This is a genomic window from Georgenia wutianyii (genome assembly GCF_006349365.1).
Classification (GTDB): Bacteria; Actinomycetota; Actinomycetes; order Actinomycetales; family Actinomycetaceae; genus Oceanitalea; species Oceanitalea wutianyii.
The window spans coordinates 2,737,680-2,759,533 of sequence record NZ_CP040899.1; the positions used below are offsets into that span (position 1 = coordinate 2,737,680).

Annotated in this window: 19 protein-coding genes; 7 read left to right on the forward strand and 12 right to left on the reverse strand. The window is 73.8% G+C overall.

Going from position 1 to position 21,854, the window contains the following annotated elements:
• Positions 1–42 precede the first annotated feature (42 nt).
• From FE251_RS12085 to glgB, 4 genes are read left to right on the forward strand one after another with little or no spacing between them, the layout of a single operon-like run.
• Positions 43–2,142, forward strand: coding sequence for an alpha-1,4-glucan--maltose-1-phosphate maltosyltransferase (locus FE251_RS12085; RefSeq protein WP_139071483.1), 2,100 nt, complete (start codon positions 43–45; stop codon positions 2,140–2,142).
• A gap of 23 nt (positions 2,143–2,165) precedes the next feature.
• Positions 2,166–3,977 carry a maltose alpha-D-glucosyltransferase gene (gene treS / locus FE251_RS12090; protein ID WP_139949336.1) on the forward strand — a complete coding sequence of 604 codons (1,812 nt, stop codon included), beginning with the start codon at positions 2,166–2,168 and terminating at the stop codon, positions 3,975–3,977.
• Positions 3,977–5,365, forward strand: coding sequence for a maltokinase N-terminal cap-like domain-containing protein (locus FE251_RS12095; RefSeq protein WP_139948924.1), 1,389 nt, complete (start codon positions 3,977–3,979; stop codon positions 5,363–5,365). The genes treS and FE251_RS12095 overlap by 1 nt, the downstream gene beginning before the upstream one ends.
• A 44-nt stretch (positions 5,366–5,409) precedes the next feature.
• A complete protein-coding gene (gene glgB / locus FE251_RS12100; protein WP_139071485.1) occupies positions 5,410–7,647 on the forward strand; it encodes a 1,4-alpha-glucan branching protein GlgB in 2,238 nt (745 codons plus the stop codon).
• Between the two features lie 118 nt (positions 7,648–7,765).
• Here glgB and FE251_RS12105 read toward each other — a convergent pair whose 3' ends face one another.
• From FE251_RS12105 to FE251_RS12115, 3 genes are read right to left on the reverse strand one after another with little or no spacing between them, the layout of a single operon-like run.
• Positions 7,766–8,686: a tetratricopeptide repeat protein gene (locus FE251_RS12105; RefSeq protein WP_139948925.1), complete on the reverse strand. Its 921-nt coding sequence runs from the start codon at positions 8,684–8,686 to the stop codon at positions 7,766–7,768.
• A 57-nt stretch (positions 8,687–8,743) separates the two neighbouring features.
• Positions 8,744–9,754, reverse strand: a complete 1,011-nt coding sequence (locus FE251_RS12110; protein WP_139948926.1) for a hypothetical protein — start codon at positions 9,752–9,754, stop codon at positions 8,744–8,746.
• Positions 9,751–11,001 carry a hypothetical protein gene (locus tag FE251_RS12115; protein WP_139948927.1) on the reverse strand — a complete coding sequence of 417 codons (1,251 nt, stop codon included), beginning with the start codon at positions 10,999–11,001 and terminating at the stop codon, positions 9,751–9,753. Before FE251_RS12115 ends, FE251_RS12110 begins: the two co-directional genes overlap by 4 nt.
• Before the next feature lie 181 nt (positions 11,002–11,182).
• On the opposite strand from FE251_RS12115, the gene FE251_RS12120 reads away from it, so the two are divergent.
• The gene (locus tag FE251_RS12120; RefSeq protein WP_139948928.1) at positions 11,183–12,754 is read left to right on the forward strand and encodes a coiled-coil domain-containing protein; all 1,572 of its coding nucleotides are present in this window, start codon (positions 11,183–11,185) and stop codon (positions 12,752–12,754) included.
• Between the two features lie 12 nt (positions 12,755–12,766).
• Here the strand turns inward: FE251_RS12120 and FE251_RS12125 are convergent, their stop codons facing one another.
• Positions 12,767–13,231 carry a GNAT family N-acetyltransferase gene (locus tag FE251_RS12125; protein ID WP_139948929.1) on the reverse strand — a complete coding sequence of 155 codons (465 nt, stop codon included), beginning with the start codon at positions 13,229–13,231 and terminating at the stop codon, positions 12,767–12,769.
• An 86-nt stretch (positions 13,232–13,317) separates the two neighbouring features.
• Here FE251_RS12125 and FE251_RS12130 point away from each other — a divergent pair, with 86 nt between their 5' ends.
• Both FE251_RS12130 and FE251_RS12135 read left to right on the forward strand, forming a co-directional pair.
• Positions 13,318–14,379 carry a YihY/virulence factor BrkB family protein gene (locus FE251_RS12130; RefSeq protein ID WP_139072981.1) on the forward strand — a complete coding sequence of 354 codons (1,062 nt, stop codon included), beginning with the start codon at positions 13,318–13,320 and terminating at the stop codon, positions 14,377–14,379.
• Positions 14,380–14,432: 53 nt separating this feature from the next.
• Positions 14,433–14,873: a hypothetical protein gene (locus tag FE251_RS12135; protein ID WP_139948930.1), complete on the forward strand. Its 441-nt coding sequence runs from the start codon at positions 14,433–14,435 to the stop codon at positions 14,871–14,873.
• Between the two features lie 33 nt (positions 14,874–14,906).
• Here FE251_RS12135 and FE251_RS12140 read toward each other — a convergent pair whose 3' ends face one another.
• From FE251_RS12140 to atpD, 8 genes are all read right to left on the reverse strand, one after another.
• A complete protein-coding gene (locus tag FE251_RS12140; protein ID WP_139072979.1) occupies positions 14,907–15,731 on the reverse strand; it encodes an alpha/beta hydrolase in 825 nt (274 codons plus the stop codon).
• Positions 15,732–15,814: 83 nt separating this feature from the next.
• A complete protein-coding gene (locus FE251_RS12145; RefSeq protein ID WP_168202727.1) occupies positions 15,815–16,099 on the reverse strand; it encodes a hypothetical protein in 285 nt (94 codons plus the stop codon).
• Positions 16,099–17,559, reverse strand: a complete 1,461-nt coding sequence (locus FE251_RS12150; RefSeq protein WP_139948931.1) for a GH1 family beta-glucosidase — start codon at positions 17,557–17,559, stop codon at positions 16,099–16,101. Before FE251_RS12150 ends, FE251_RS12145 begins: the two co-directional genes overlap by 1 nt.
• Complete coding sequence (locus tag FE251_RS12155; protein ID WP_139072977.1) at positions 17,559–18,773, reverse strand: N-acetylglucosamine-6-phosphate deacetylase; 1,215 nt, start codon at positions 18,771–18,773, stop codon at positions 17,559–17,561. Before FE251_RS12155 ends, FE251_RS12150 begins: the two co-directional genes overlap by 1 nt.
• 88 nt (positions 18,774–18,861) lie before the next feature.
• Positions 18,862–19,557 (reverse strand): endonuclease NucS, encoded by a 696-nt coding sequence (nucS, locus tag FE251_RS12160; protein WP_139072976.1) that lies wholly within the window; start codon positions 19,555–19,557, stop codon positions 18,862–18,864.
• Positions 19,558–19,642: 85 nt separating this feature from the next.
• On the reverse strand, positions 19,643–20,059 hold the full coding sequence (locus FE251_RS12165) for a DUF2550 family protein (protein ID WP_139072975.1): 417 nt from the start codon (positions 20,057–20,059) through the stop codon (positions 19,643–19,645).
• A 12-nt stretch (positions 20,060–20,071) separates the two neighbouring features.
• Entirely contained in the window at positions 20,072–20,362 is a 291-nt protein-coding gene (locus FE251_RS12170; RefSeq protein WP_139072974.1) for a F0F1 ATP synthase subunit epsilon, read from the reverse strand.
• Between the two features lie 5 nt (positions 20,363–20,367).
• On the reverse strand, positions 20,368–21,840 hold the full coding sequence (gene atpD / locus FE251_RS12175; RefSeq protein WP_139072973.1) for a F0F1 ATP synthase subunit beta: 1,473 nt from the start codon (positions 21,838–21,840) through the stop codon (positions 20,368–20,370).
• Positions 21,841–21,854 lie beyond the last annotated feature (14 nt).

The window sequence follows — 21,854 nt, forward strand, 5'->3', positions numbered from 1 at the left end:
GCTGCGGTCGACCTCGGCCCGTCGCGTCGATAGGTTCGTGCCGTGAGCCCAGCACGCACGACACCCTCCCGTCCGTCGCCGGCCCCGAGCCCGCTCGCGGCTTCCGGCGAGCCACCCCGCCCGGCGTCCCCGACGCCCATCGGCCGCATCCCCGTCATCGAGGTCTCCCCCGTCGTCGAGGGGGGCCGCTGGCCCGCGAAGGCCGTGAGCGGGGAGGCCGTCCGCGTCCGGGCGACCGTCTTCCGCGAGGGGCACGACGCCGTCGCGGCCACCGCCGTGCTCGTCCGCCCCGACGGCACGGACCACACCGCCGTGACGATGACCCCGGTCGACCCCGGCCTGGACCACATGGAGGCCTGGCTGGTCCCCGACAGCGAGGGCGACTGGTCCTTCCGCGTCGAGGGCTGGTCCGACCCGTACGGCACGTGGCTGCACGACGCGCCGCTCAAGGTCGACGCCGGCGTCGACGTCGAGCTCATGCTCACCGAGGGCGCGCTGCTCCTCGAGCGGGCGGCCGCGCGGGCGGACCTGCCCCCCGGGGACGTCGCCGTCCTCACCGACGCCGTCGCCGGCCTGCGCGACGCGAGCCGCCCCGCCCCGGCACGGCTGGTGGCGGGCACCTCCCCGGAGGTGCGCGCGGTGCTCGCCGCCCACCCCGTGCGCGAGTACGTGACGCCCAGCGCCACCTACCGGCTGCGCGTCGACCGCCCGCTCGCCCTCACCGGCTCCTGGTACGAGTTCTTCCCCCGCTCCGAGGGGGCGTACTTCGACCAGGAGTCCGGCAGCTGGGTCTCCGGGACGCTGCGCACCGCCGCCGAGCGGCTGCCGGCGATCGCCGAGATGGGCTTCGACGTCGTCTACCTCACCCCGGTCCACCCGATCGGCACGACGAACCGCAAGGGCCGCAACAACACCCTCACCGCCGAGCCCGGGGACCCGGGCTCGCCCTACGGCATCGGCGCCCCCGAGGGCGGCCACGACGCCATCCACCCCGAGCTCGGCACCTTCGCCGACTTCGACGCGTTCGTCGCCCGCGCGCGCTCGCTCGGGATGGAGGTGGCCCTCGACATCGCGCTGCAGGCCTCCCCCGACCACCCCTGGGTCACCGAGCACCCCGAGTGGTTCACCCGGCGCGCCGACGGGACGATCGCCTACGCGGAGAACCCGCCGAAGAAGTACCAGGACATCTACCCGCTGAACTTCGACAACGACCCCGAGGGCATCTACCAGGCCGTGCGGGACATGCTCCAGGTGTGGATCGACCACGGCGTCACCGCCTTCCGCGTGGACAACCCGCACACCAAGCCGCTGAGCTTCTGGGAGCGCATCCTCACCGACGTGCGCGCCTCCCACCCCGAGGTCGTCTTCCTGTCCGAGGCGTTCACCCGGCCGGCGATGATGCGCACCCTCGCGGCGATCGGCTTCCACCAGTCCTACACGTACTTCACCTGGCGCACGACGAAGAAGGAGGTCGGGTCCTACCTCCTGGAGGTGTCGAACGAGACCTCCGACGTCCTGCGCCCGAGCTTCTGGCCGACGACGCACGACATCCTCACGCCCTACATGCAGACCGGAGGGGCCGCCGCCTTCGCCATCCGCGCGGTGCTCGCCGCCACCGGCTCGCCGACGTGGGGGATCTACTCCGGCTACGAGCTCGTCGAGAACGTGGCCCGCCCCGGCGCCGAGGAGCAGATCGACAACGAGAAGTACGAGTTCAAGCCGCGTGACTGGGCCCGCGCGCAGGAGACCGGCATCGCCGCGCTCCTCACCGCCCTCAACGGGATCCGCCGGGGCCACCCGGCCCTCCAGCGGCTGCGCGGCCTCACGGTCCACCCGACCTCCGACGACGCGACGATCTGCTTCTCGCGGCACCTGCCCGCCCACCTGTCCCCCACGGGCCAGGACGACACGGTCGTCGTCGTCCTCAACCTCGACCCGTTCAGCACGCGGGAGGGCACCATCGAGCTCGACCTGTCCGCGCTCGGCCTGCCCGAGCCCTCCCAGGGCAGCGACCCCGGCACCCCGCTCCTCACGGCGCGCGACGAGCTCTCCGGGCAGACCTTCCTCTGGGGCCGCACCCCCTACGTCCGACTCGACCCGAACCACAACTGCGCGCACGTGCTGGCGGTGAAGCCGCTGTGAGCCCCACGAACCCCGCACGCTCGCTGGCCGCCCGCACCGACCCGATCCCGCGCCTGGGACAGGGCGAGCGCCCCGGACTCACGCCCGACCCGGACTGGTACCGCACCGCGGTGTTCTACGAGGTGCTCCTGCGCGCCTTCGGCGACTCCGACGGCTCGGGCACGGGTGACCTGCGCGGCCTCATCGACCGTCTCGACTACCTCCAGTGGCTCGGCGTCGACTGCCTGTGGATCCCGCCGTTCTACCCCTCGCCGCTGCGCGACGGCGGGTACGACGTCTCGGACTACACGGCCGTGGCCTCCGAGTACGGGAGCATCGAGGACTTCCAGGAGCTGCTCGTCGAGGCCCACGCCCGCGGCCTGCGGGTCATCATCGACCTCGTCATGAACCACACGAGCGACCAGCACCCGTGGTTCCAGGCCTCCCGCTCCATGCCCGACGGGCCCTACGGCGACTTCTACGTGTGGAGCGACGACAACACGAAGTACTCCGACGCCCGGATCATCTTCGTCGACACCGAGACGTCGAACTGGTCCTTCGACCCGGTGCGGCGTCAGTACTACTGGCACCGGTTCTTCTCCCACCAGCCCGACCTCAACTTCGAGAACCCCAAGGTCGTCGAGGCGATGCACGACGTCGTGCGGTTCTGGTGCCGGCTGGGCGTGGACGGCTTCCGGCTCGACGCCGTGCCCTACCTCTTCGAGGAGGAGGGCACGAACTGCGAGAACCTGCCCCGCACCCACGAGTTCATCCGTGAGGTGCGGGCGATGGTCGACCGGGAGTTCCCGGGCACCGTCATCCTCGCCGAGGCCAACCAGTGGCCCGAGGACGTCGTGGAGTACTACGGCACCGACGAGTCCCCCGAGTGCCACATGTGCTTCCACTTCCCCGTGATGCCGCGTATCTTCTACGCGCTTCGCGAGCAGCGCTCCCACGCGATCCGCGACATCCTCGCCGACACCCCCGACATCCCGCAGGGCGCGCAGTGGGCGACGTTCCTGCGCAACCACGACGAGCTCACCCTCGAGATGGTCTCCACCGAGGAGCGCGCGGCGATGTACGGCTGGTACGCCGAGGACCCGCGGATGCGGGCCAACGTCGGCATCCGGCGCCGGCTCTCGCCGCTGCTGGGCAACTCCCGCAAGGAGATCGAGCTCGCGCACGCGCTGCTCCTGTCCCTGCCCGGCAGCCCGTACCTCTACTACGGCGACGAGATCGGGATGGGCGACAACATCTGGCTGCCCGACCGCGACGCGGTCCGCACGCCGATGCAGTGGTCCCCCGACCGCAACGCCGGGTTCTCCACCGCCGACCCGGGCAAGCTCTACCTGCCGCTCGTCCAGTCGCTCGTCAACCACTACCAGGCGGTCAACGTCGAGGCGCAGTACGCGACACCGACCTCCCTGCTCCACTGGGTCCGCGGCATCCTCGAGGTGCGGCGCAAGCACCCGGTGTTCGGCACGGGGTCCTTCCGCGTCCTGGACACCGACAACGACGCGGTCCTCGCCTACCTGCGGCAGAACGAGGACGAGGCGCTGCTGTGCGTCATGAACCTCGCCAACACCCCGCGGGCCGCGCGCATCGAGGCCCCCGGGTTCGGCGGGCGGCGACTCACCGACATCTTCGGCGGCGCCGTCTTCCCCGATGTCGACCCCTCCGGCTCGGTGACGATCACCCTCGGCTCGCGCGACTTCTTCTGGCTGCGTCTGGAGCAGGCGGCGCTGCCCGCCGCGCCGGTGGACCCGGCCACCGCGCCGTCGGCCGAGCCGGCCGAGGCCCCCGAGCCGGTCACCGTCGCCGCCCAGCTGCCGCCGGCCCCGCCCAGGGGGACCTGATGGCGACGATGACGCCGTCCTTCGACCAGTTCCTCCCCGAGTGGGTCGCCCGGCAGCGCTGGTACACCGCCAAGGGGAACGCACCGCAGCTGCGGCGCGTCGGAGGGCTGCGCTACCAGGACCCCGACGGCGAGGTCGGCATCGACACGTGGCTGCTGCGCGACGACTCCGGGCCCGAGCCGGTGCTCTACCAGGTGCCGCTCACCTACCGCGGCGCGCCGGTGCCCGGGCTCGAGCACGCGCTCGTGGCCGAGGCGGAGCACTCCGAGCTCGGCCGGCGGTGGGTCTACGACGCGTGCCACGACCCGGTCGGTGCCCGCGTCCTGCTCGACACCATCGTCGAGGAGCGGGCGGTGGACTCCGACGCCGGGGCCGCCCACGGCCACGCGACCGGCCATCGCGCCGGGGGTCCCGGCGCGATGGGCGCCCACACCCGCGGCGAGCAGGTGCGCGTGCTCACCGGGGAGCAGTCGAACACCTCGATCATCCTCGAGGGCGAGGACGGCCCGCCGGTCATCTGCAAGGTCTTCCGCGTCATCGGCCAGGGACGCAACCCCGACGTCGTCGTCCAGGAGGCGCTGGCCGACGCCGGCAGCACCCGGGTGCCGGCCCCGCTCGGTGATCTCTCCTGCACGTGGACCGGTCCCTCCGGGGAGGAGCAGCAGGGTCACCTCGCCTTCGCCCAGGAGTTCCTCCCGGGCGTCGAGGACGCCTGGCGGGTCGCCGTCCGGGCCGCCGTCGCCGGCCAGCGGTTCGCCGCGGGCGACCTCGGTGCCGCCGTCGCCTCCGTCCACCGCGACCTCGCGGCCGCGTTCCCCGTCCACGAGGCGACCGCGCCGGTACGCACCCGGCTGCGCTCGACGTGGGACGACCGGACGACCGCCGCGCTGCTCGCGGTGCCCGACCTCGAGGAGCTGCGCGAGGCTGTCGGCGCCGTCTACGCCCGCGCCGAGGCGGCCCCGTGGCCCGCCCTCCAGCGCATCCACGGCGACCTCCACCTCGGCCAGGTCATCGAGGCACCCGGGCGCGGCTGGCTGCTGCTCGACTTCGAGGGCGAGCCGCTGCGGCCGGTGCCCGAGCGCACCGCCCCGGACCTCGCCCTGCGCGACGTCGCCGGCATGCTGCGCTCGCTCGACTACGCGGCCGGTGCCGCGCGCCGCCAGCACGGCGCCGACGTCGCCGAGGAGTGGGTGTCCGCCGCCCGGGCGGACTTCCTGGACGGGTACGCCCGTGAGACCGGCCACGACCCGCGCGAGCACGCCGAGCTGCTGGCTGCCCTCGAGCTGGACAAGGCGCTGTACGAGGCGGTCTACGAGGTGCGCAACCGGCCCGACTGGCTGCCGATCCCCCTCACGGCGGTCCGGCGGCTGCTCGGCGCCACCACCTAGGATTCACGCGGCGGGACCAGGGCCCTGATGGAAGAGTGGAGAACATGACGAAGAACGACGAGCGACCCGTGCATGCCCCCGGCGTGCCCACGCCGCAGCCCCCGCGACCGGCCCCCCTGCCGGTCGACAGCGGGGTGCTCCGCGCGGTGAGCACCGGCCTGCACCATCAGCCCCACGACGTGCTCGGCGGCCACGTCGGCGAGGACGGCGTGACGATCCGCGTCCTGCGCCCGCTCGCCGACGCCGTCGTCCTCGTCACCCCGGAGGGCCGCCAGTCCTTCGACCACGAGTACGAGGGAATCTGGGTGACCACCCTGCCCGGCTCCCACGTGCCCGACTACCGGGTCGAGGTCCGCTACGGCCCCGACACCCACCTCACCGACGACCCCTACCGGTTCCTGCCCACCCTGGGCGACCTCGACCTCCACCTCATCGCCGAGGGCCGGCACGAGGAGCTGTGGACCGTGCTCGGCGCACACGTGCGCCGCTACCTCTCCCCGCTCGGCGAGGTCACCGGCACGTCCTTCGCCGTCTGGGCCCCCAACGCGCGGGCCGTGCGGGTCAAGGGCGACTTCAACTCCTGGGACGGGCGTCAGACGGCGATGCGCTCGCTCGGCTCCTCGGGTGTGTGGGAGATCTTCGTTCCCGGCGTCTCGTCCGGCGCCCGCTACAAGTTCGAGATCCAGCACCGCGACGGGTCGTGGCACGAGAAGGCCGACCCGATGGCCCGCGCCACCGAGCACCCCCCGGCGACGGCGTCGGTCGTCACCGAGTCGCAGTACGAGTGGGGCGACGCGCAGTGGCTGGAGCGGCGCGCCGCGACCGACCCGCACCAGGGCCCGATGAGCGTCTACGAGGTCCACCTGGCCTCCTGGCGTCCCGGCCTGAGCTACCGCGACCTCGCCGTCGACCTCGTCGACTACGTCGCCGGGCTCGGGTTCACCCACGTGGAGTTCATGCCCGTGGCCGAGCACCCGTTCGGCGGGTCGTGGGGCTACCAGGTGACCTCCTACTACGCCCCGACCTCGCGGCTCGGCGGCCCGGACGACTTCCGCTACCTCGTCGACGCGTTCCACCAGGCCGGCATCGGCGTCATCATGGACTGGGTCCCGGCCCACTTCCCCAAGGACTCCTGGGCGCTGGCCCGGTTCGACGGCACCGCGCTGTACGAGGACCCGGACCCGCTGCGCGGCGAGCACCCCGACTGGGGCACGCTGATCTTCAACTACGGGCGCCGCGAGGTGCGCAACTTCCTCGTCGCCAACGCCCTGTACTGGCTCGAGGAGTTCCACATCGACGGCCTGCGGGTCGACGCCGTCGCCTCGATGCTCTACCTCGACTACTCGCGCGAGCCCGGCCAGTGGCGGCCCAACGAGCACGGCGGGCGGGAGAACCTCGACGCGATCAGCTTCCTCCAGGAGACCAACGCGACCGCCTACCGGCGCGTGCCCGGCATCGTCATGATCGCCGAGGAGTCCACCGCGTGGCCGGGCGTGAGCGCGCCGACGAGCCACGGCGGCCTGGGCTTCGGGCTCAAGTGGAACATGGGCTGGATGAACGACACCCTGCAGTACCTCGCAGAGGAGCCGATCAACCGGCGCTACCACCACGGGGAGCTCACCTTCTCCCTCGTCTACGCGTTCTCCGAGCAGTTCGTGCTGCCGCTGAGCCACGACGAGGTCGTCCACGGCAAGGGCTCGCTCCTGCGCAAGATGCCCGGCGACCGCTGGCAGCAGCTCGCCGGGGTGCGCTCGCTGCTCGCCTACCAGTGGTCCCACCCGGGCAAGCAGCTGCTCTTCATGGGCGGGGAGTTCGCCCAGGAGGAGGAGTGGGCCGAGGCCCGCGGCCTGGACTGGTACCTGCTCGACAACCCGGCGCACGCGGGCATCGCGGACCTCGTCCGCCGGCTCAACGACGTCTACCAGGCGCACCCCGCGCTGTTCGCCGACGACTTCACCCCCGCCGGGTTCCAGTGGATCGAGGCGGGCGACGGCGACCACAACGTCATCAGCTACCTGCGCACCGACCCGACCGGGCGCGGCCGCGACGTCGCGTGCGTCATCAACTTCGCCGGCGTGCCGCACGAGGGCTACCGGGTCGGCCTGCCGCAGGCAGGCGCCTGGGTCGAGCTGCTCAACACCGACGGCGAGGAGTACGGCGGCTCGGGCGTGGGCAACCTCGGCGTCGTCCACGCCGAGGAGCTGCCGTGGAACGGCCGGCCGGCCTCGGCCCGCCTGCGCGTGCCCCCGCTCGGCGCCCTCTTCCTCACCCCGGCGGAGTAACCCCGCGGAGCAGTCCCGGGCGCCCCGCCCCTGACCGCCGAGAGCTGGATCGTGCACGGTGCACGATCCAGCTCTCGGCGGTTGTGGGGTGCCCCGCCGGGGAGCGGGGGGCGGGCTGTCAGTACAGGGCGGAGGCGAGGGCTCGGCGGGCGGCGGTGACGGCAGGGTCGGAGCCGAGGATGTCGAAGTACTCCACGAGGCGCACCCGGGCCGCCTCCCGGTCCTCCCCCGCCGTCGCGCGCACGACGGCGAGCAGCCGGTCGAAGGCGGCCGGGTACTGCCCGGCGGCCATCTCGGCGTCCGCGGCCGCCAGGTGCGCGGCGACGTCGGTGGGCGGCGCGTCCTGGGCGGCGGTGACCGCCTCCAGGCCACCGGCCGCCGACGTGCGCATGATGAGCTCGACCTGGGCGAGCGCGGCGCTGGCCTCGTGGTCGCCCGGGTTCTCCTTGAGCGCACGCCGGTAGGCGTCCGCGGCGGCGGTGTAGTCCTCGCGCTCGATGGCCTCGAGCGCCTCGGCGTGCAGCGGCGGCAGCGGCGGCTCGGCCGGCTCGGCCTCGCCCTCCTCCGGGGCGGCCCCGCTCACCGTGCCGGTGACCCCGGCCTGGGCGGCGACGCGCAGCACCTCGTCGATCACCTGGCGGACCTGCTCCACGGGGTGGTCCCCCTGGTAGAGCGGGATCGGCTGGCCGCGGACGATGGCGACGACGGTCGGGACGGCCTGGACCTGGAAGACCTGGGCGATCTGCGGGCTGGTCTCGACGTCGACGCGGGCGAGGTGGAACCGCCCGCCGTACTCGGCGGCCAGCTCGGCGAGCGTGGCCGAGGGGCCCTGCGCGTAGGAGGCGAAGACCTCCACGACGACGGGCACCCGCATCGACAGCTCGACCGTCTGCTGGAACGTCGCCTCGGTGACGTCGGAGACGAGCGGCGCGTCCGCGGCCTCACCGGCCGCGCCGCCCGGTGCCCCGGCCGGCTGGGCGGGACGGGCGAGCGCGGACAGGTCGACGGCGCCGTGCAGGTTGAGGGAGGGCTGGCTCATCACGTTCCTTCGGTTGCGGTGAGGTCCTGGGACAGGACGTTACCCTCCGACGCCGTGCTAGCCCTCGCTCACCGCGACGTTCGCGAGGATCTGCGCCGCCCCGAGCACGGAGATGAGCTCCTCACTGCCCTCCGGCGGCACCGAGAAGGCGACCGGGATGAGGTAGTGCGCCTCGGCGGCGTCGTCGATCCGGGGGTCCTGCGCCATGAGGAGGCCGATGTCCCCGCCGGCCTCGAGGGTCGCCCCCTCGACCGTCTTGCCGAGGAACAGCCGGCTGTCGATGACACCGACGACGAGCGCGCCGCCGTCCGCCGTCTCGATCGCCGACACGGTGTTCTCCCGCACGCCGTAGCGCTCGCGGACCTCACCGGCCACCTCGACGGTCGAGCGCAGCGCCTCGATCATGTCGGCGTAGCTCGTGCGGAAGGGGTCCTCGGCGAAGAGGTCCGCGCCCTCGCCGTCCGGGTCCCCGAGGAGTCCGGCGTAGAGCTCGACCGTCTCCTCCGGGCTGGCGAGCAGGCCACCGGCGTCCGGCGCGAGCGGCGGGCTGCCGGCGTCGGGGCGCGCGGTGCTCGGGGTCTGCGCGCCGGGCAGGAGCGAGGTCCAGAACCACAGCTTGTACTGGCTGCGCGCGTCCTCCTGGGTGAGCACGAGCAGCAGCGGGAGGTTCGCGTCGTCTGGCACGTGGGACACGACGTACAGCGAGCGGGGCCACTCGTCGGTGGCCGCCACGACCTCGACCTGGCTGTTCGTCGTCAGCGGCGTCGGGGTGCGCTGCCCGTCGGACGCCTCGGCGAGGCGGTACTCGGCCTCGCGCATGGACAGGGCCGGGCCGGTGAGACGCTCGGCGAGGATGTCGGCGTCGAGGGCGGCGTCCCCCTCCTCGATCGTCGCCTCGACCTCGTCGAGCACCCGCTCGATCCGGTCCTCGTCCAGCACCGGCAGCGGCGTGCTCGAGGAGGGGTCGGGCTGCGGCTGGGGGACGTCCCCGCCGCAGCCGGCGAGGAGGAGTGCCACGCCGGCCAGGCCGGCCGACAGTCGCACGCGTCGCGAGTGGTGGGTGGTCATCGCTTCTCCTCTCCGTCGGAGTCCTGGTCGTCGACGGGGTGGGGGTCCTCGGGGTCGCTGGTGTCGTCGGCGGGCGGCGCGGTGGTGCCCTGGCTGCCGAAGCCCCACACCGAGCGCCAGCTCAGGGTGGCGGGGGGTTCGTCGTCGGGCTCGTCACCGTCCGGCTCGTCGGCATCGGGCTCTCCCTCGGCGGGCTCGTCGTCGGCCGGCTCGGCGTCGGCCGGCTCGGCGGCGGCCGGCTCGGCGGCGGCGTTGTCGGCCTCGTCCGCCGGCTGCTCGTCCACCGGGCCGGTGGGCTCCCCGGCGTCCGTGTCCTGGGCCGTGGGCGTCTGCTCGTCGGCCGGGCCGTCCTGCGGGTGCTCGGCCGCGTCGTGTCCGGGGGCGAGGGGGACGGGCGGCTCGCCCGTCCGCAGGAGACGCTCCTCCTCGGCCATCCGCTGCTCGAGCTCGCGGATCTGGCGGCGGGTGAGGCGCTCCCCGGTGCCGGGGTCGGTGTCGCTGATGCTCCGGTAGCTGCCGTCGTCGCCGGCGGCGGCCTGGCGTGCACGGGCGTCCTCCCGCCGGCGCTGCTCGCGCTTGGCGAGGACCTCCAGGACGAGCATGGCGAGGCCGGCGACGAGCGCGAGGCCACCGAGGACGATGCCGGGGACGAGCCACGGGGTGCTCACCCGGCGGCCCCACTCGAGCTCGATCTCGGGGGCGGGGCCGGTGCCGTCGGTCGCCGCGACGAGGCTCCACCGGCCGGGGCTGTCGGTCCAGGTGAGCTCGGCGCTGCCGGTGCCCACGCTCTCGGCGAGCCAGAGGTCGGAGCCTGCGGGGTCGGGCACCCCGGCGTCCTGCGCCCCCTCCTCGGCAGTGGCGCCGTCGGTCGGTTCTGCGGTCGCCTCGCCCGTGGCGGCGTCGGTGGGCTCGCTGCTGGGGACGACCTCGACCGTCAGCTCCTCCCACGAGGACAGACCGGTGATGCGGGCGTGCGGGGCGTCCCCGAGCCAGGCCTCGACCTCTGAGGTGCGGCCGATGGCGAGGACGACCTGCTCGTCGTCCCCCGCGGTGGCACGGATCGTCACCTCCGGGTCGACGGCGTCGAGCACGCCGGGCTCGGTGATGACCACCGGGACGTCCGGGCGCTCGCCGAGCGACAGGGTCGCGGTGTCGGTGGAACGCACCACGACCGCGGCGATGACGGCCACGAGGATGATGACGAGGCCGGCGGCGGAGAGCAGCAGGGGCAGTCTGCGACGGGTCACGGGTTGGGGTGTCCTCAGAGCGGGGATGGCGACATCCCAGGATACGACGCCACCGTGGACAGCGCGTTACCGAGTTGTGATCGACCTGCGCCGATCGCGGAGGGGACCTGTACCGCCGGGCGCGGCCCCCAGGTGGGCCGGTTACGCTGGCCGCTGCAGGACAGCGCGAGCAGGAGGACAGATGACCGAGGACCACCCCGCCTTCCCCGTGGTCATGCGGGGGTACGACCGTGCGCAGGTGGACCAGCGGGTCCACGCCCTCGAGGCCGCGCTCGACACCGCCCGCCAGCAGGTCTCGGCGCTCGACGAGCGGGTCATGCGCCTGTCGGGCGAGCTCTCCGAGGCGCAGCACGAGCTGCGCGAGCGCGAGCAGCCGACCTACGCCGGGCTGGGCTCGCGGATCGAGCAGCTGCTCCGCTCCGCCGAGGAGCAGTCGGCCGGGGTCGTCGACCGGGCGCGCGCCCAGGCGGCCCAGGCCCTCGCCGACGCCGAGCAGCGTGCCGCCGAGCTCACCGAGCACGCCGAGGCCGAGGCCGCCTCCCGCGTGGCAGCCGCCCGGCGCCAGGCTGAGGACACCCTCGTCGAGGCGGAGCGGTCGGCCGGGTCGACCATCGAGGTGGCCCAGCGCACCGCGGAGGAGATCGTCCTGTCCGCCGAGCGTGAGGCCGCCCGCGTCCGGGAGGTCGTCCGCGACGAGGAGCAGCACCGGCGCGCGGACCTCGACCGCGAGCTCGGGCTCACCCGGGCCACGGCCGAGCGCGAGGTGCTCGAGCTGCGTACCGCGGCCGAGGAGGAGGCCACCCGCCTGCGCGGGGAGGCCACCCGCCTGCACCAGGAGGCGCAGACCGCCCTGGAGGAGGCCCGCGCCGAGGCCGAGCGCGTGCGGCACCGGGCCGAGCTCGACGCCGCGACCCTCACCGAGGAGACCGAGCGCGCCGCGGCCGAGGCCCACGCGCAGGCACGGGCGGCGACGACCGCGCTGGCCGAGGAGACCGAGCGCCGCGCCGCGGCAGCCGAGGCCCGGCTGGCGGAGTCCCTCGAGCGCACGCGGACCGTCGTGGCCGACGCCGACGCCGGGGCCGCCCAGCGGCTCGCCGAGGCGGGCGCCGAGGCCGACCGGCTCGTCGCCGACGCCCAGGCCGAGGCGGACCGCGTCCTGCGCGAGACGACCGACGCCGCCCGCGCCGAGCGCGACACCCTGCAGGCGGAGATCGCCGACCTCGCCCGTCAGCGCGAGGACATCACCCGCTACCTCACCGAGCTGCGCGGGCTGCTCACGACGCACGCGGCCCCGGCGTTCGGTGCCGCGGAGCAGCCTGCGGCCGCGGAGGACGCCGTCACGGAGCAGGCCGCTGTCACGGAGCCCGCCGTCGACGAGCAGCCGGGCGCACCGGACCCTGACGTCCTCGCCGCCGCGGCGGAGGTCGCGGTCGAGGACGTGCTCACCGACGAGGACGAGGGCACCGCCCTCGAGGAGAACCTCGTCGAGGATGACGTCGTCGTCGAGGAGGAGACCGTCGTCGTTGACGAGGACGGCACCGTCGTCGAGATCGACGAGGTCGTCGCCGAGGACGAGGTCCTCGCCGAGACGCCCGTCGAGGAGCCCGCAGCGGACACCCCCGGCGAGGAGCCGCCCGCCGCTGAGGCGGAGGGTGCGCGCACCGAGGTCATGGAGGCGGTGTCCGGCGACACGTCCGTGCTCCCGGCCGTGCGGGACGACCAGCCCGGGAAGAACACCAAGCAGCGCCGCTGAGCGGCCCTCGCCTCAGCGGACCAGGCGTAGCTCGGGCCCGGCGCGCTCCTCGCGCCGGGCGCCGTCGGGCGCGAAGCCGTTGCGCCCGTAGAAGCGCTGGGCTCGGGCGTCGTCCTGCCCCACCCACAGGTAGCAGGGGGCGTCGCCGACGGCGTGGTCGAGCAGGACCTGGCCCAGGCCCTGTCCCCGCCACTGCGGCTCGACGTGGAGCGACAGGAGCCGCAGCGGGCGCAGGTCGCCCGGTCCGGTCGCCTCGGCGGTCGCGATGCCGACGGGCTCACCCGTCGCGCGCACGACCCCGACCCACGTCATGCTCCCGCCCGGGTCGGAGAGCCGGTCGCGCCACCGCTGCACCGCGTCCTGCGGGGCGCCGACCTCCTCGCTGCCCTCCGCCTCGCGCCTCGCGCGGGTCTCGAGGTCGGCGAGCGCATCGGCGTCGTCGGGGCGTGCGGGACGGACGTGGAGAGGACCTGCCATGCCCACACCGTAGGACACTCCCCCGGTTGCACGGCCCGGCTGCTGCCCCCACGCTGCAATGGAACACCGCCACCGCAGGAGCGACCATGACGAGCGACGACCACACCCGGCCCGACCACCCGCGCAAGCCCGACTCCCCCGCCGACATCCGCAAGCCGTCCTGGACCTACGTGCTGCGCAAGTCGGTCCGCGAGTTCCTCAAGGACGACTGCACGACGCTCGCCGCCGGACTCACGTACTACGCCGTCCTGTCGATCTTCCCCGCGCTCATCGCGCTCGCCTCCATCCTCTCCCTCGTCGGCCAGGGGTCGCAGGGCACGAGCCAGGTCACCACCCTGCTCGAGGACACCCTGCCCGAGGACACGTTCAAGCAGGTCGAGCCGGTCATCGAGAACATCACGAACGTCGGCGCGCCCGGCATCGGCCTGATCATCGGCCTGCTCGTCGCGCTGTGGACGGCGTCGAACTACGTCACCGCGTTCGCCAAGGCGATGAACCGGATCTACGAGGTGCCCGAGGGCCGCCCGATCTGGAAGCTGCGGCCGTTGACCTACCTGCTCACCCTCGTCCTCCTGCTCCTCGTCGCCCTCGCGGTCGTCATCCTCGTCGTCACCGGGCCGGTCGCGCAGGCGGTCGGCGACGTCGTGGGGCTGGGCTCCACAGCGGTGACCGTGTGGAACATCGCCAAGTGGCCGGTGCTCCTCGTCATCGTCGTCGTCGTCATCGCGCTGCTCTACTACGCCACCCCGAACGTCAAGCAGCCCAAGCTCCGCTGGATCAGCATCGGCGCGGTCATCGCGATCGTCGTCGCCGCGCTCGCCACCCTCGCGCTGGGCATCTACGTCTCGCAGTTCGGCAGCTACAACGAGACGTACGGCGCCCTCGCCGGCGTCATCGTCTTCCTCCTGTGGCTGTGGATCATGAACCTCGCGCTGCTCTTCGGCGCGGAGTTCGACGCCGAGCTCGAGCGCGCCCGCCAGCTCCAGGGCGGGATCGCGGCCGAGGAGCACATCCAGCTGCCGCCGCGGGACACCAAGGCGTCGGACAAGAAGGCCGAGCAGCAGCAGGAGGACGTCGAGCGCGGCCGGGCGCTGCGACTGTCCCACGGCCGCACCCAGGACGAGGACGCCGCCCGCTCCTCCGAGTAGCTTCCCCGCGAGCGCTGGATCGTGCACGCACCGGGGCGCCGTAGGCTGGACGGGTGAGCGAGCAGGACTGGGCGCGCCAGCGCCGGGAAGCGGCCGAGGCCCACGCGGACATGCTCGAGCGGCGCCGCCAGGCAGAGCACGACCACGCCGCGCGCCTCCTGCGGGAGTTCGCCGCCGTCGCCCGTGACCGGCTCCCGCCCGAGCGGCTCCAGGTCCGCGGCTACGGCGGGAAGGGCAGCGCCCGCAGCGACGTCACCGGCTGGTACCTGCGCGCCGACCGCGCCGCGGGCATGAGCACCGACGGCGAGTTCTACGTCCTCACCGCGCCGCTCGGGCTGCGCGACCGGCTCACCGGCGTCACGCTGCGCCCCACCCCGCCCCCGCTCGTGCTCGGCGCCGGCGGCAAGGACGGGGAGTCGCTCGACCTGCCCGTCGCCCTCGAGCGCCTCCTGCCGGGCTGGCGCGACGCGCAGGACACCGCGCCGGACGCCTGAGCCGGTAAGCCGTCCTCCGACCCGCGCGAGCCCTCAGACCCGCTCGGCGGCCAGCCCGGCGGCGTGCAGGGCGCGCAGGGCCTCGGCCACGGCCTCGGGGTCCTCGACCGCGCTCATGTGCCCCACCCGGGGCACGACGACGAGCTCCACCGGCCCGCCGAGAGCGCGCGACATCGTCTCGGCCGCGGCCTGCGGGCTCATCCCGTCCTCGGCGCCGCGCAGGACGAGCGCCGGCACCTCGAGGTCCTCGAGCGCGCTGATCCGGGTGGGGCGGGCCGCCATCGCCCGCTGCGCCCAGGCGATGCCCTCCCCCGGCGCCTCGCTCAGCCACTCCCGCATGCGGGCCACGACCTCGGGCCGCTCGGTGAGCGTCGTCTCCCCGAGGACCGTGTCGACCATCCCGGCGACCGCGGCGGACCCGGTGCGCTCCGCCTCCTCGGCGACCCTCAGCCGGTTCGCGTGCGCCTCGTCGGGGTCGCTGTCGACCTTCGTGTCGAGCAGCCCGACGGCGGCGAGCAGCCCGCGGTGCCGCTCGGCGAGCGCGAGGAGGATGTAGCCGCCCATCGACAGCCCGGCGACGACGGCGCGCTCGACCTCCATCGAGCGCAGCGTCTCGGCTACGGCATCTGCCACGGTGTCGAGCGTCGGGTCCGGCTCGCGCCCGAGCGCGGCAGCGACCTCCGCGGGCGACGGCGAGGCGCCGAAGCCGGGTGCGTCGAGGAGGACCACGGGCAGGTCGCCCAGGTGGTCGACGACGTCGTCCCACATCCGCGAGTCGAGCGGGAAGCCGTGGAGGAGCACGAGCGGCACGCCGGTCTCGGGACCGTGGCGGTGGATGGCGAGGGGTCCGGTGTCCATGCCCCCGAGGATGGCACGCCGCCCCCGTCCCGGCAGCCGGTCGGGAGACCCGCAGGATCCAGCCCTCGGCGAGGAGGAGGGGGTCAGGCGCGCCTCCAGCAGGCGGTGTGCCAGTGGCGTCGGTCCTCCAGGCCCCCACCGAGCAGCGGCTCGTCCGGCCACGCGACGACGTGCGGGGTGCGCGGCGGGACGAGCTGGTGGCAGCCGGGGCACCGGTAGGCCTTCTCCCCGCCGCGCACCTGACGCACCGTGTAGCTCTCCCCGCCGGGCCCGGTCTCGTGCCGCGGGACCGACCCGAGCCGGTCCGGGTCCAGCGGCACGTAGGGGTCGGCGTAGGGGCGCTTGCGGCCGCGCCGGGCGCGTGCCATCAGCGGTCCGAGGACTGCGCGGCGCGTACGTCGCCGGCCCCGAGCACGGGCAGCGCCGCCGCCTCCTCGACGCCGGGCAGCCGCCCGGTGCGGATGACCTCGCGGTACCAGAGCGCGGAGTCCTTGGGCGTGCGCTCGAGCGTCTCGTAGTCGACCCGGACGATGCCGAACCGCTTGGAGTAGCCGTAGCCCCACTCGAAGTTGTCCATGAGGGACCACGCCGTGTAGCCGCGGACGTCGACTCCGGCCTCGCGGGCGCGGAGCACGGCGGCGATGTGGTCGCGGTAGTATGCCACCCGCGCCTGGTCGTGGATGCGCCCGTCGGGGGCGACGACGTCCTCGTAGGCCGCGCCGTTCTCCGTGACGAGCAGCGGCTGGTCCGGGTAGGCGTTGTCCAGCGCGAGGAGGAGCTCCTCGAGCGCCTCCGGCGCGACGTTCCAGCCCATCGCCGTGTGCGGCGGCGCGACGGGGAGGAACTCGACGCTGTCGGCCCCGACCCACGGGGAGGCCGACGAGGCGCCGTGCCCGTCGGCCCGCGGGGCCGGCCCGTCCCCGCCGTAGCGGCGCACGAGCTGGGTCGAGTAGTAGTTGACGCCGAGCACGTCCATCCGCTGCCGGGCCGTCGTGAGGTCCCCCGGCTCGACGAAGGACCAGTCGGTGACGTGGGCGGTGTCGCGCAGGAGCCGCGTGGGGTAGCTGCCGTCGAGCATCGGCCCGAGGAAGACGTGGTTGCCGACGGCGTTGATCTGGGCCACGGCCTCGAGGTCGGCGGCCGACTCCGGGTCGGCGGGGTGGGTGACGTGGACGTTGAGCGCGGCCGACACCGGCGTGTGCTCACCGAGCTCGGCACGGATCGCCTGGGTGGCGAGACCGTGGGCGAGGTTGAGGTGGTGGGCCGCAGCGAGCGCGGCGGCCGGCTCGGTGCGCCCCGGCGCGTGGACACCGGAGGCGTAGCCGAGGAAGGCCGAGCACCACGGCTCGTTGAGCGTCGTCCACAGCGCCACCCGGTCACCGAGCTCGCGGGCCATGAGCCGGGCGTACTCGGCGAAGGCGTACGCGGTCTCCCGGTTCGGCCAGCCGCCGGCGTCCTCGAGCTCCTGCGGCAGGTCCCAGTGGTAGAGCGTGACGACCGGTGCGATGTCGTGGGCGACGAGCTCGTCCAGGAGCCGGCGGTAGAACGCCACGCCCGCCGGGTTGAGCGGGCCACGCCCGCCGGGCTGCACCCGCGACCAGGAGACCGACAGCCGGTAGCTCTGCAGCCCGAGGGCCGCCATGAGCGCGACGTCCTCCTGCCAGCGGTGGTAGTGGTCGGCGGCGACGTCGCCGGTGTCCCCGCCCAGCACCTTGCCGGGGGTGTGGGCGAAGGTGTCCCAGATCGACGGGCCTCGCCCGTCCTCCCCGGCGGCGCCCTCGACCTGGTAGGCAGCGGTGGCCGCGCCCCAGCGGAAGTCCTCCCACATCAGATGCTCACCCCGTCCTTCAGGATCTCGACCGGACGCAGGTCCGTGTCGGTGACCAGGACGTCGGCGCGCCGTCCTGCCTCGAGCGCACCGACCGCCGGGTCCCCCAGGACGACGGCGGGTCCGGTGGACGCCGCGTAGACGGCGTCGACGAGGTCGACCCCGCCGGCCGCGGTCGTGCGCACGACGTCGAGCAGGTGCGCGGTGCCGCCGGCGATGGCGCTGCCGCCGGTGAGGCGGGCGACGCCGTCGGCGACGGTGACGGCGAGGGAGCCGAGCTGGTAGTCACCGTCGGGCATGCCGGCCGCGGCCATCGCGTCGGTGACGAGGACGATGTTCTCCCGGCCGGCGATCTCGAAGAACGCACGCACGAGGGCGGGGTCGAGGTGGGTGCCGTCGCCGATGAGCTCGAGGACGAGGCGACCCTCGCGCGCGGCGGCGAGGAACTCGGGGATGGGCCCGGGGTCGCGGTGGTGCATGGGGTTCATCCCGTTGCACAGGTGGGTGACGGTCGCGCGGGACGAGCGCGCGCCTGCCTCCGCGGCGAGCAGGTCCCCCGCCTCGCGGACCGCCGCCCGTGCCTGGTCCGCGGTGGCGACGGTGTGGCCGAAGGAGGGCAGCGCTCCCCCGGCGATGAGCGCCTGGCTCACCCCGCCCTGGCCGGTGACGCCGGGCGCCTCGGGGGCGAGGGTCATCGTCACGACGTGCCCCCGGCCGCGCTCGAGGAGCTCGCGGGTGAGGTCGGCGTCGGGCTCCTGGATCGCGGCGGGGTTCTGCGCCCCGCAGCGGTCGGCGGAGATGAACGGGCCCTCGTAGTGGATGCCGGCGAGGTCACCGGCCTCGACGAGCTCGACGAGGACGTCGGTCCGGGCGCGCAGGACGTCCGGCGGCGCGGTGACGAGCGAGGCGACGAGCGAGGTCGTGCCGTGGCGCAGGTGCTCGGCGGCGGCGGTGCGCGCGGTCTCGGCGTCCTCGGCGTCGGGGAAGCTCGCCCCGCCACCGCCGTGGCAGTGGAGGTCGACGAGACCGGGCAGGACGTAGCCCTCGACGGGCGTGGCCGCGGCGACGGCCTCACGCAGCCCTGGCGGCGCGTCGGCCGCGGCGCCGACCCACGTGATCGCGCTGCCCGAGATGACGACGGCCCCGTCCTCGACGACGGCGGTGGGGGTGACGACGCGACCGCGCAGGACGCGTGTGGTGGGGGCTTCGCTCATGGCCCCATTGTGCCAACACACCGCCGCCGCCCGACGGCTGGCCTCTCGGTCCGTCGCCCGAACGCGGCCGGCGCGGCGCCGCGCGGCGTCAGAAGAGCCGCGACTCCACGTCGTCGAGCCCGCGCATGGCGTTGTAGTCCAGGACGACGCAGCGGATCCCGCGGTCCTCGGCGAGCACCCGGGCCTGCGGCTTGATCTCCTGCGCGGCGAACACGCCCTGGACGGGCGACAGCAGCGGGTCGCGGTTGAGCAGCTCGAGGTAGCGGGTGAGCTGCTCGACGCCGTCGATCTCCCCGCGCCGCTTGATCTCCACGGCGACAGCCCGCTCGAGCGGGTCGCGGGCGAGGATGTCGACCGGACCGATCGCCGTCGGGTACTCCCGGCGCACGAGCCGGTGGCCCGGGCCGAGGAGCTCGATCTGCTGGGCGAGGAGCTCCTGGAGGTGGGCCTCGACGCCGTCCTTGACCAGGCCCGGGTCCACGCCGAGGTCGTAGGACCCGTCGTGAAGGACCTCGTGGATCCGCACGACCAGCCGGTCGTCGCTCTTGGCGTTCTGCACCGTCCAGACCTCGGTGACGCCGGCGGCGGCGTCCTCCTCCGCAGGCGGGGCGACCTCGAGCCGGCACGGCGGGCTCATCCAGTTCAGCGGCTTGTAGGACCCGCCGTCGGAGTGGACGAGCACCGAGCCGTCGGCCTTGACCATGAGCAGCCGGGTGGCCAGCGCGAGGTGGGCGTCCAGCCGCCCGGTGTAGTCGACCGAGCACCGGGCGATGACCGTACGCATGGGCGTTCCTCCCCTGGATGCCGCTGTCCGCGGCGATGACACTTCTGTCCGCCGGCCGCGCGGGTGGGCGGCCGGCGGTGCGGGCCTAGGCGGCGCCGCGGTCGACCGGCGGGCTGGCCTCGAGCCAGCTCGTCAGACCGGCGAGGGCGGCCGGCTCCAGGGCGAGGAAGAAGTCCCCGCCCCGGGCGTGGCAGCGCACCTCGACCGCCCCCCAGGCGCTGCCCGGCAGCACCCGCCGGGACGGGTCGATGACGAGCTCGCTGCGCCGCCACCGGGCCCGGGGGCCCGGTCGCAGCGACACCATGCGATACCAGTCGATCCGGTCGACCCCGTAGACGGCCACGCCGCTCACCCAGCTCGGGGACTCGGCCTCACGCCACGCACAGTCGAAGGAGCCGACCACCCTGCTCAGGCTGCGGACCCGCAGGAGCAGGACCAGGCCCGCGACGAGGGCGAGCACGGCGAGCAGGAGAGCCACCCACAGCACCCACGCCCAGGACACGGCCCCAAGACCTCAGCGCTCGGTGGCGGCTTCGGCGTGGTCCGCGCGCCGCTCGTCGTGCTCGTCGACGACGATCATGACGTCGTCGTCGTCGACCGACACGAACCCGCCGAGGATGTCGACCGACTCCGTGGCGCCCGCCGTGGACGTGAGGTGGACCTTGCCGGGCCGGAGCACGGCGAGGACCGGCTGGCGGCCCGGCCGGATGCCGAGCTCGCCGTCCGCGGCGGGCACGCTCACCGAGCTGGCCTCGCCGCTCCACAGGGTCCGGTCCGGACCCACGATCTGCACCGACAGGGCCACCGCGATCAGGACTCCTTCTGCATCTTCGACCAGGTGCGCTCGAGGTCCTCGATGCCACCGATGTTGAAGAACGCCTGCTCCGGGATGTGGTCGTACTCGCCGTCGGCGATGCGACGGAAGGCCTCGACCGTCTCGGCGACGGGCACCGTGGAGCCCTCGACACCGGTGAACTTCACCGCGGTGTAGGTGTTCTGCGAGAGGAACTGCTCGATGCGGCGGGCCCGGGCGACGGTGATCTTGTCCTCCTCGGACAGCTCGTCGACGCCGAGGATCGCGATGATGTCCTGCAGCTCCTTGTTCTTCTGCAGGATCGACTTCACGCGGGTCGCGACCTCGTAGTGCTCCTGGCCCACGAACTGCGGGTCGAGGATGCGCGAGGTCGAGGCCAGCGGGTCCACGGCCGGGTAGAGACCGCGCGAGGCGATGTCACGCGAGAGCTCGGTCGTGGCGTCGAGGTGCGCGAACGTCGTCGCGGGCGCCGGGTCGGTGTAGTCGTCGGCCGGGACGTAGATCGCCTGCAGCGAGGTGATCGAGTGACCGCGAGTGGACGTGATGCGCTCCTGGAGGATGCCCATCTCGTCGGCGAGGTTCGGCTGGTAGCCCACCGCGGAGGGCATGCGGCCCAGCAGCGTGGAGACCTCCGAACCGGCCTGCGTGAAGCGGAAGATGTTGTCGATGAAGAGCAGCACCTCCTGCTTCTGCACGTCGCGGAAGTACTCGGCCATCGTCAGCGCGGACAGTGCGACGCGCAGGCGGGTGCCCGGCGGCTCGTCCATCTGGCCGAAGACCAGCGCGGTCTTGTCGAAGACGCCGGCCTCCTCCATCTCGACGATGAGGTCGTTGCCCTCACGGGTGCGCTCACCGACACCGGCGAACACCGACACACCGCCGTGGTCCTGCGCCACGCGCTGGATCATCTCCTGGATGAGGACGGTCTTGCCGACGCCCGCACCACCGAAGAGGCCGATCTTCCCACCCTGGACGTACGGGGTGAGGAGGTCGATGACCTTGATGCCCGTCTCGAACATCTGGGTCTTGGCCTCGAGCTCGTCGAAGCGCGGGGGCTTGCGGTGGATGGGCCACCGCTCGGTGATCTCGAGGGTCTCGCCCTCGGCGAGGTTGAGCGGCTCACCCGTCACGGAGAAGACGTGACCCTTGGTGACGTCACCGACCGGCACGGTGATCGGGCTGCCGGTGTCGCGCACCTCCATGCCGCGGACGAGGCCGTCGGTCGGCTTGAGCGCGACGGCGCGCACGAGGTTGTCACCGAGGTGCTGGTTCACCTCGAAGGTCATCTCGAGGATGCCCTCGCCCTGGCCGATGGTGGACTTGTCCACCGAGGCGACGAGCGCGTTGTAGATCGAGGGGATCTCGTCGGGCGCGAACTCGACGTCGATCGTCGGTCCGGTCACCCGGGCGATCCGCCCGACGCCGGGCGCGGCGTGCTCGGTGCTGGGGTCGGTCGTCGTGGCAGTCATGTCAGTCTTCCTTC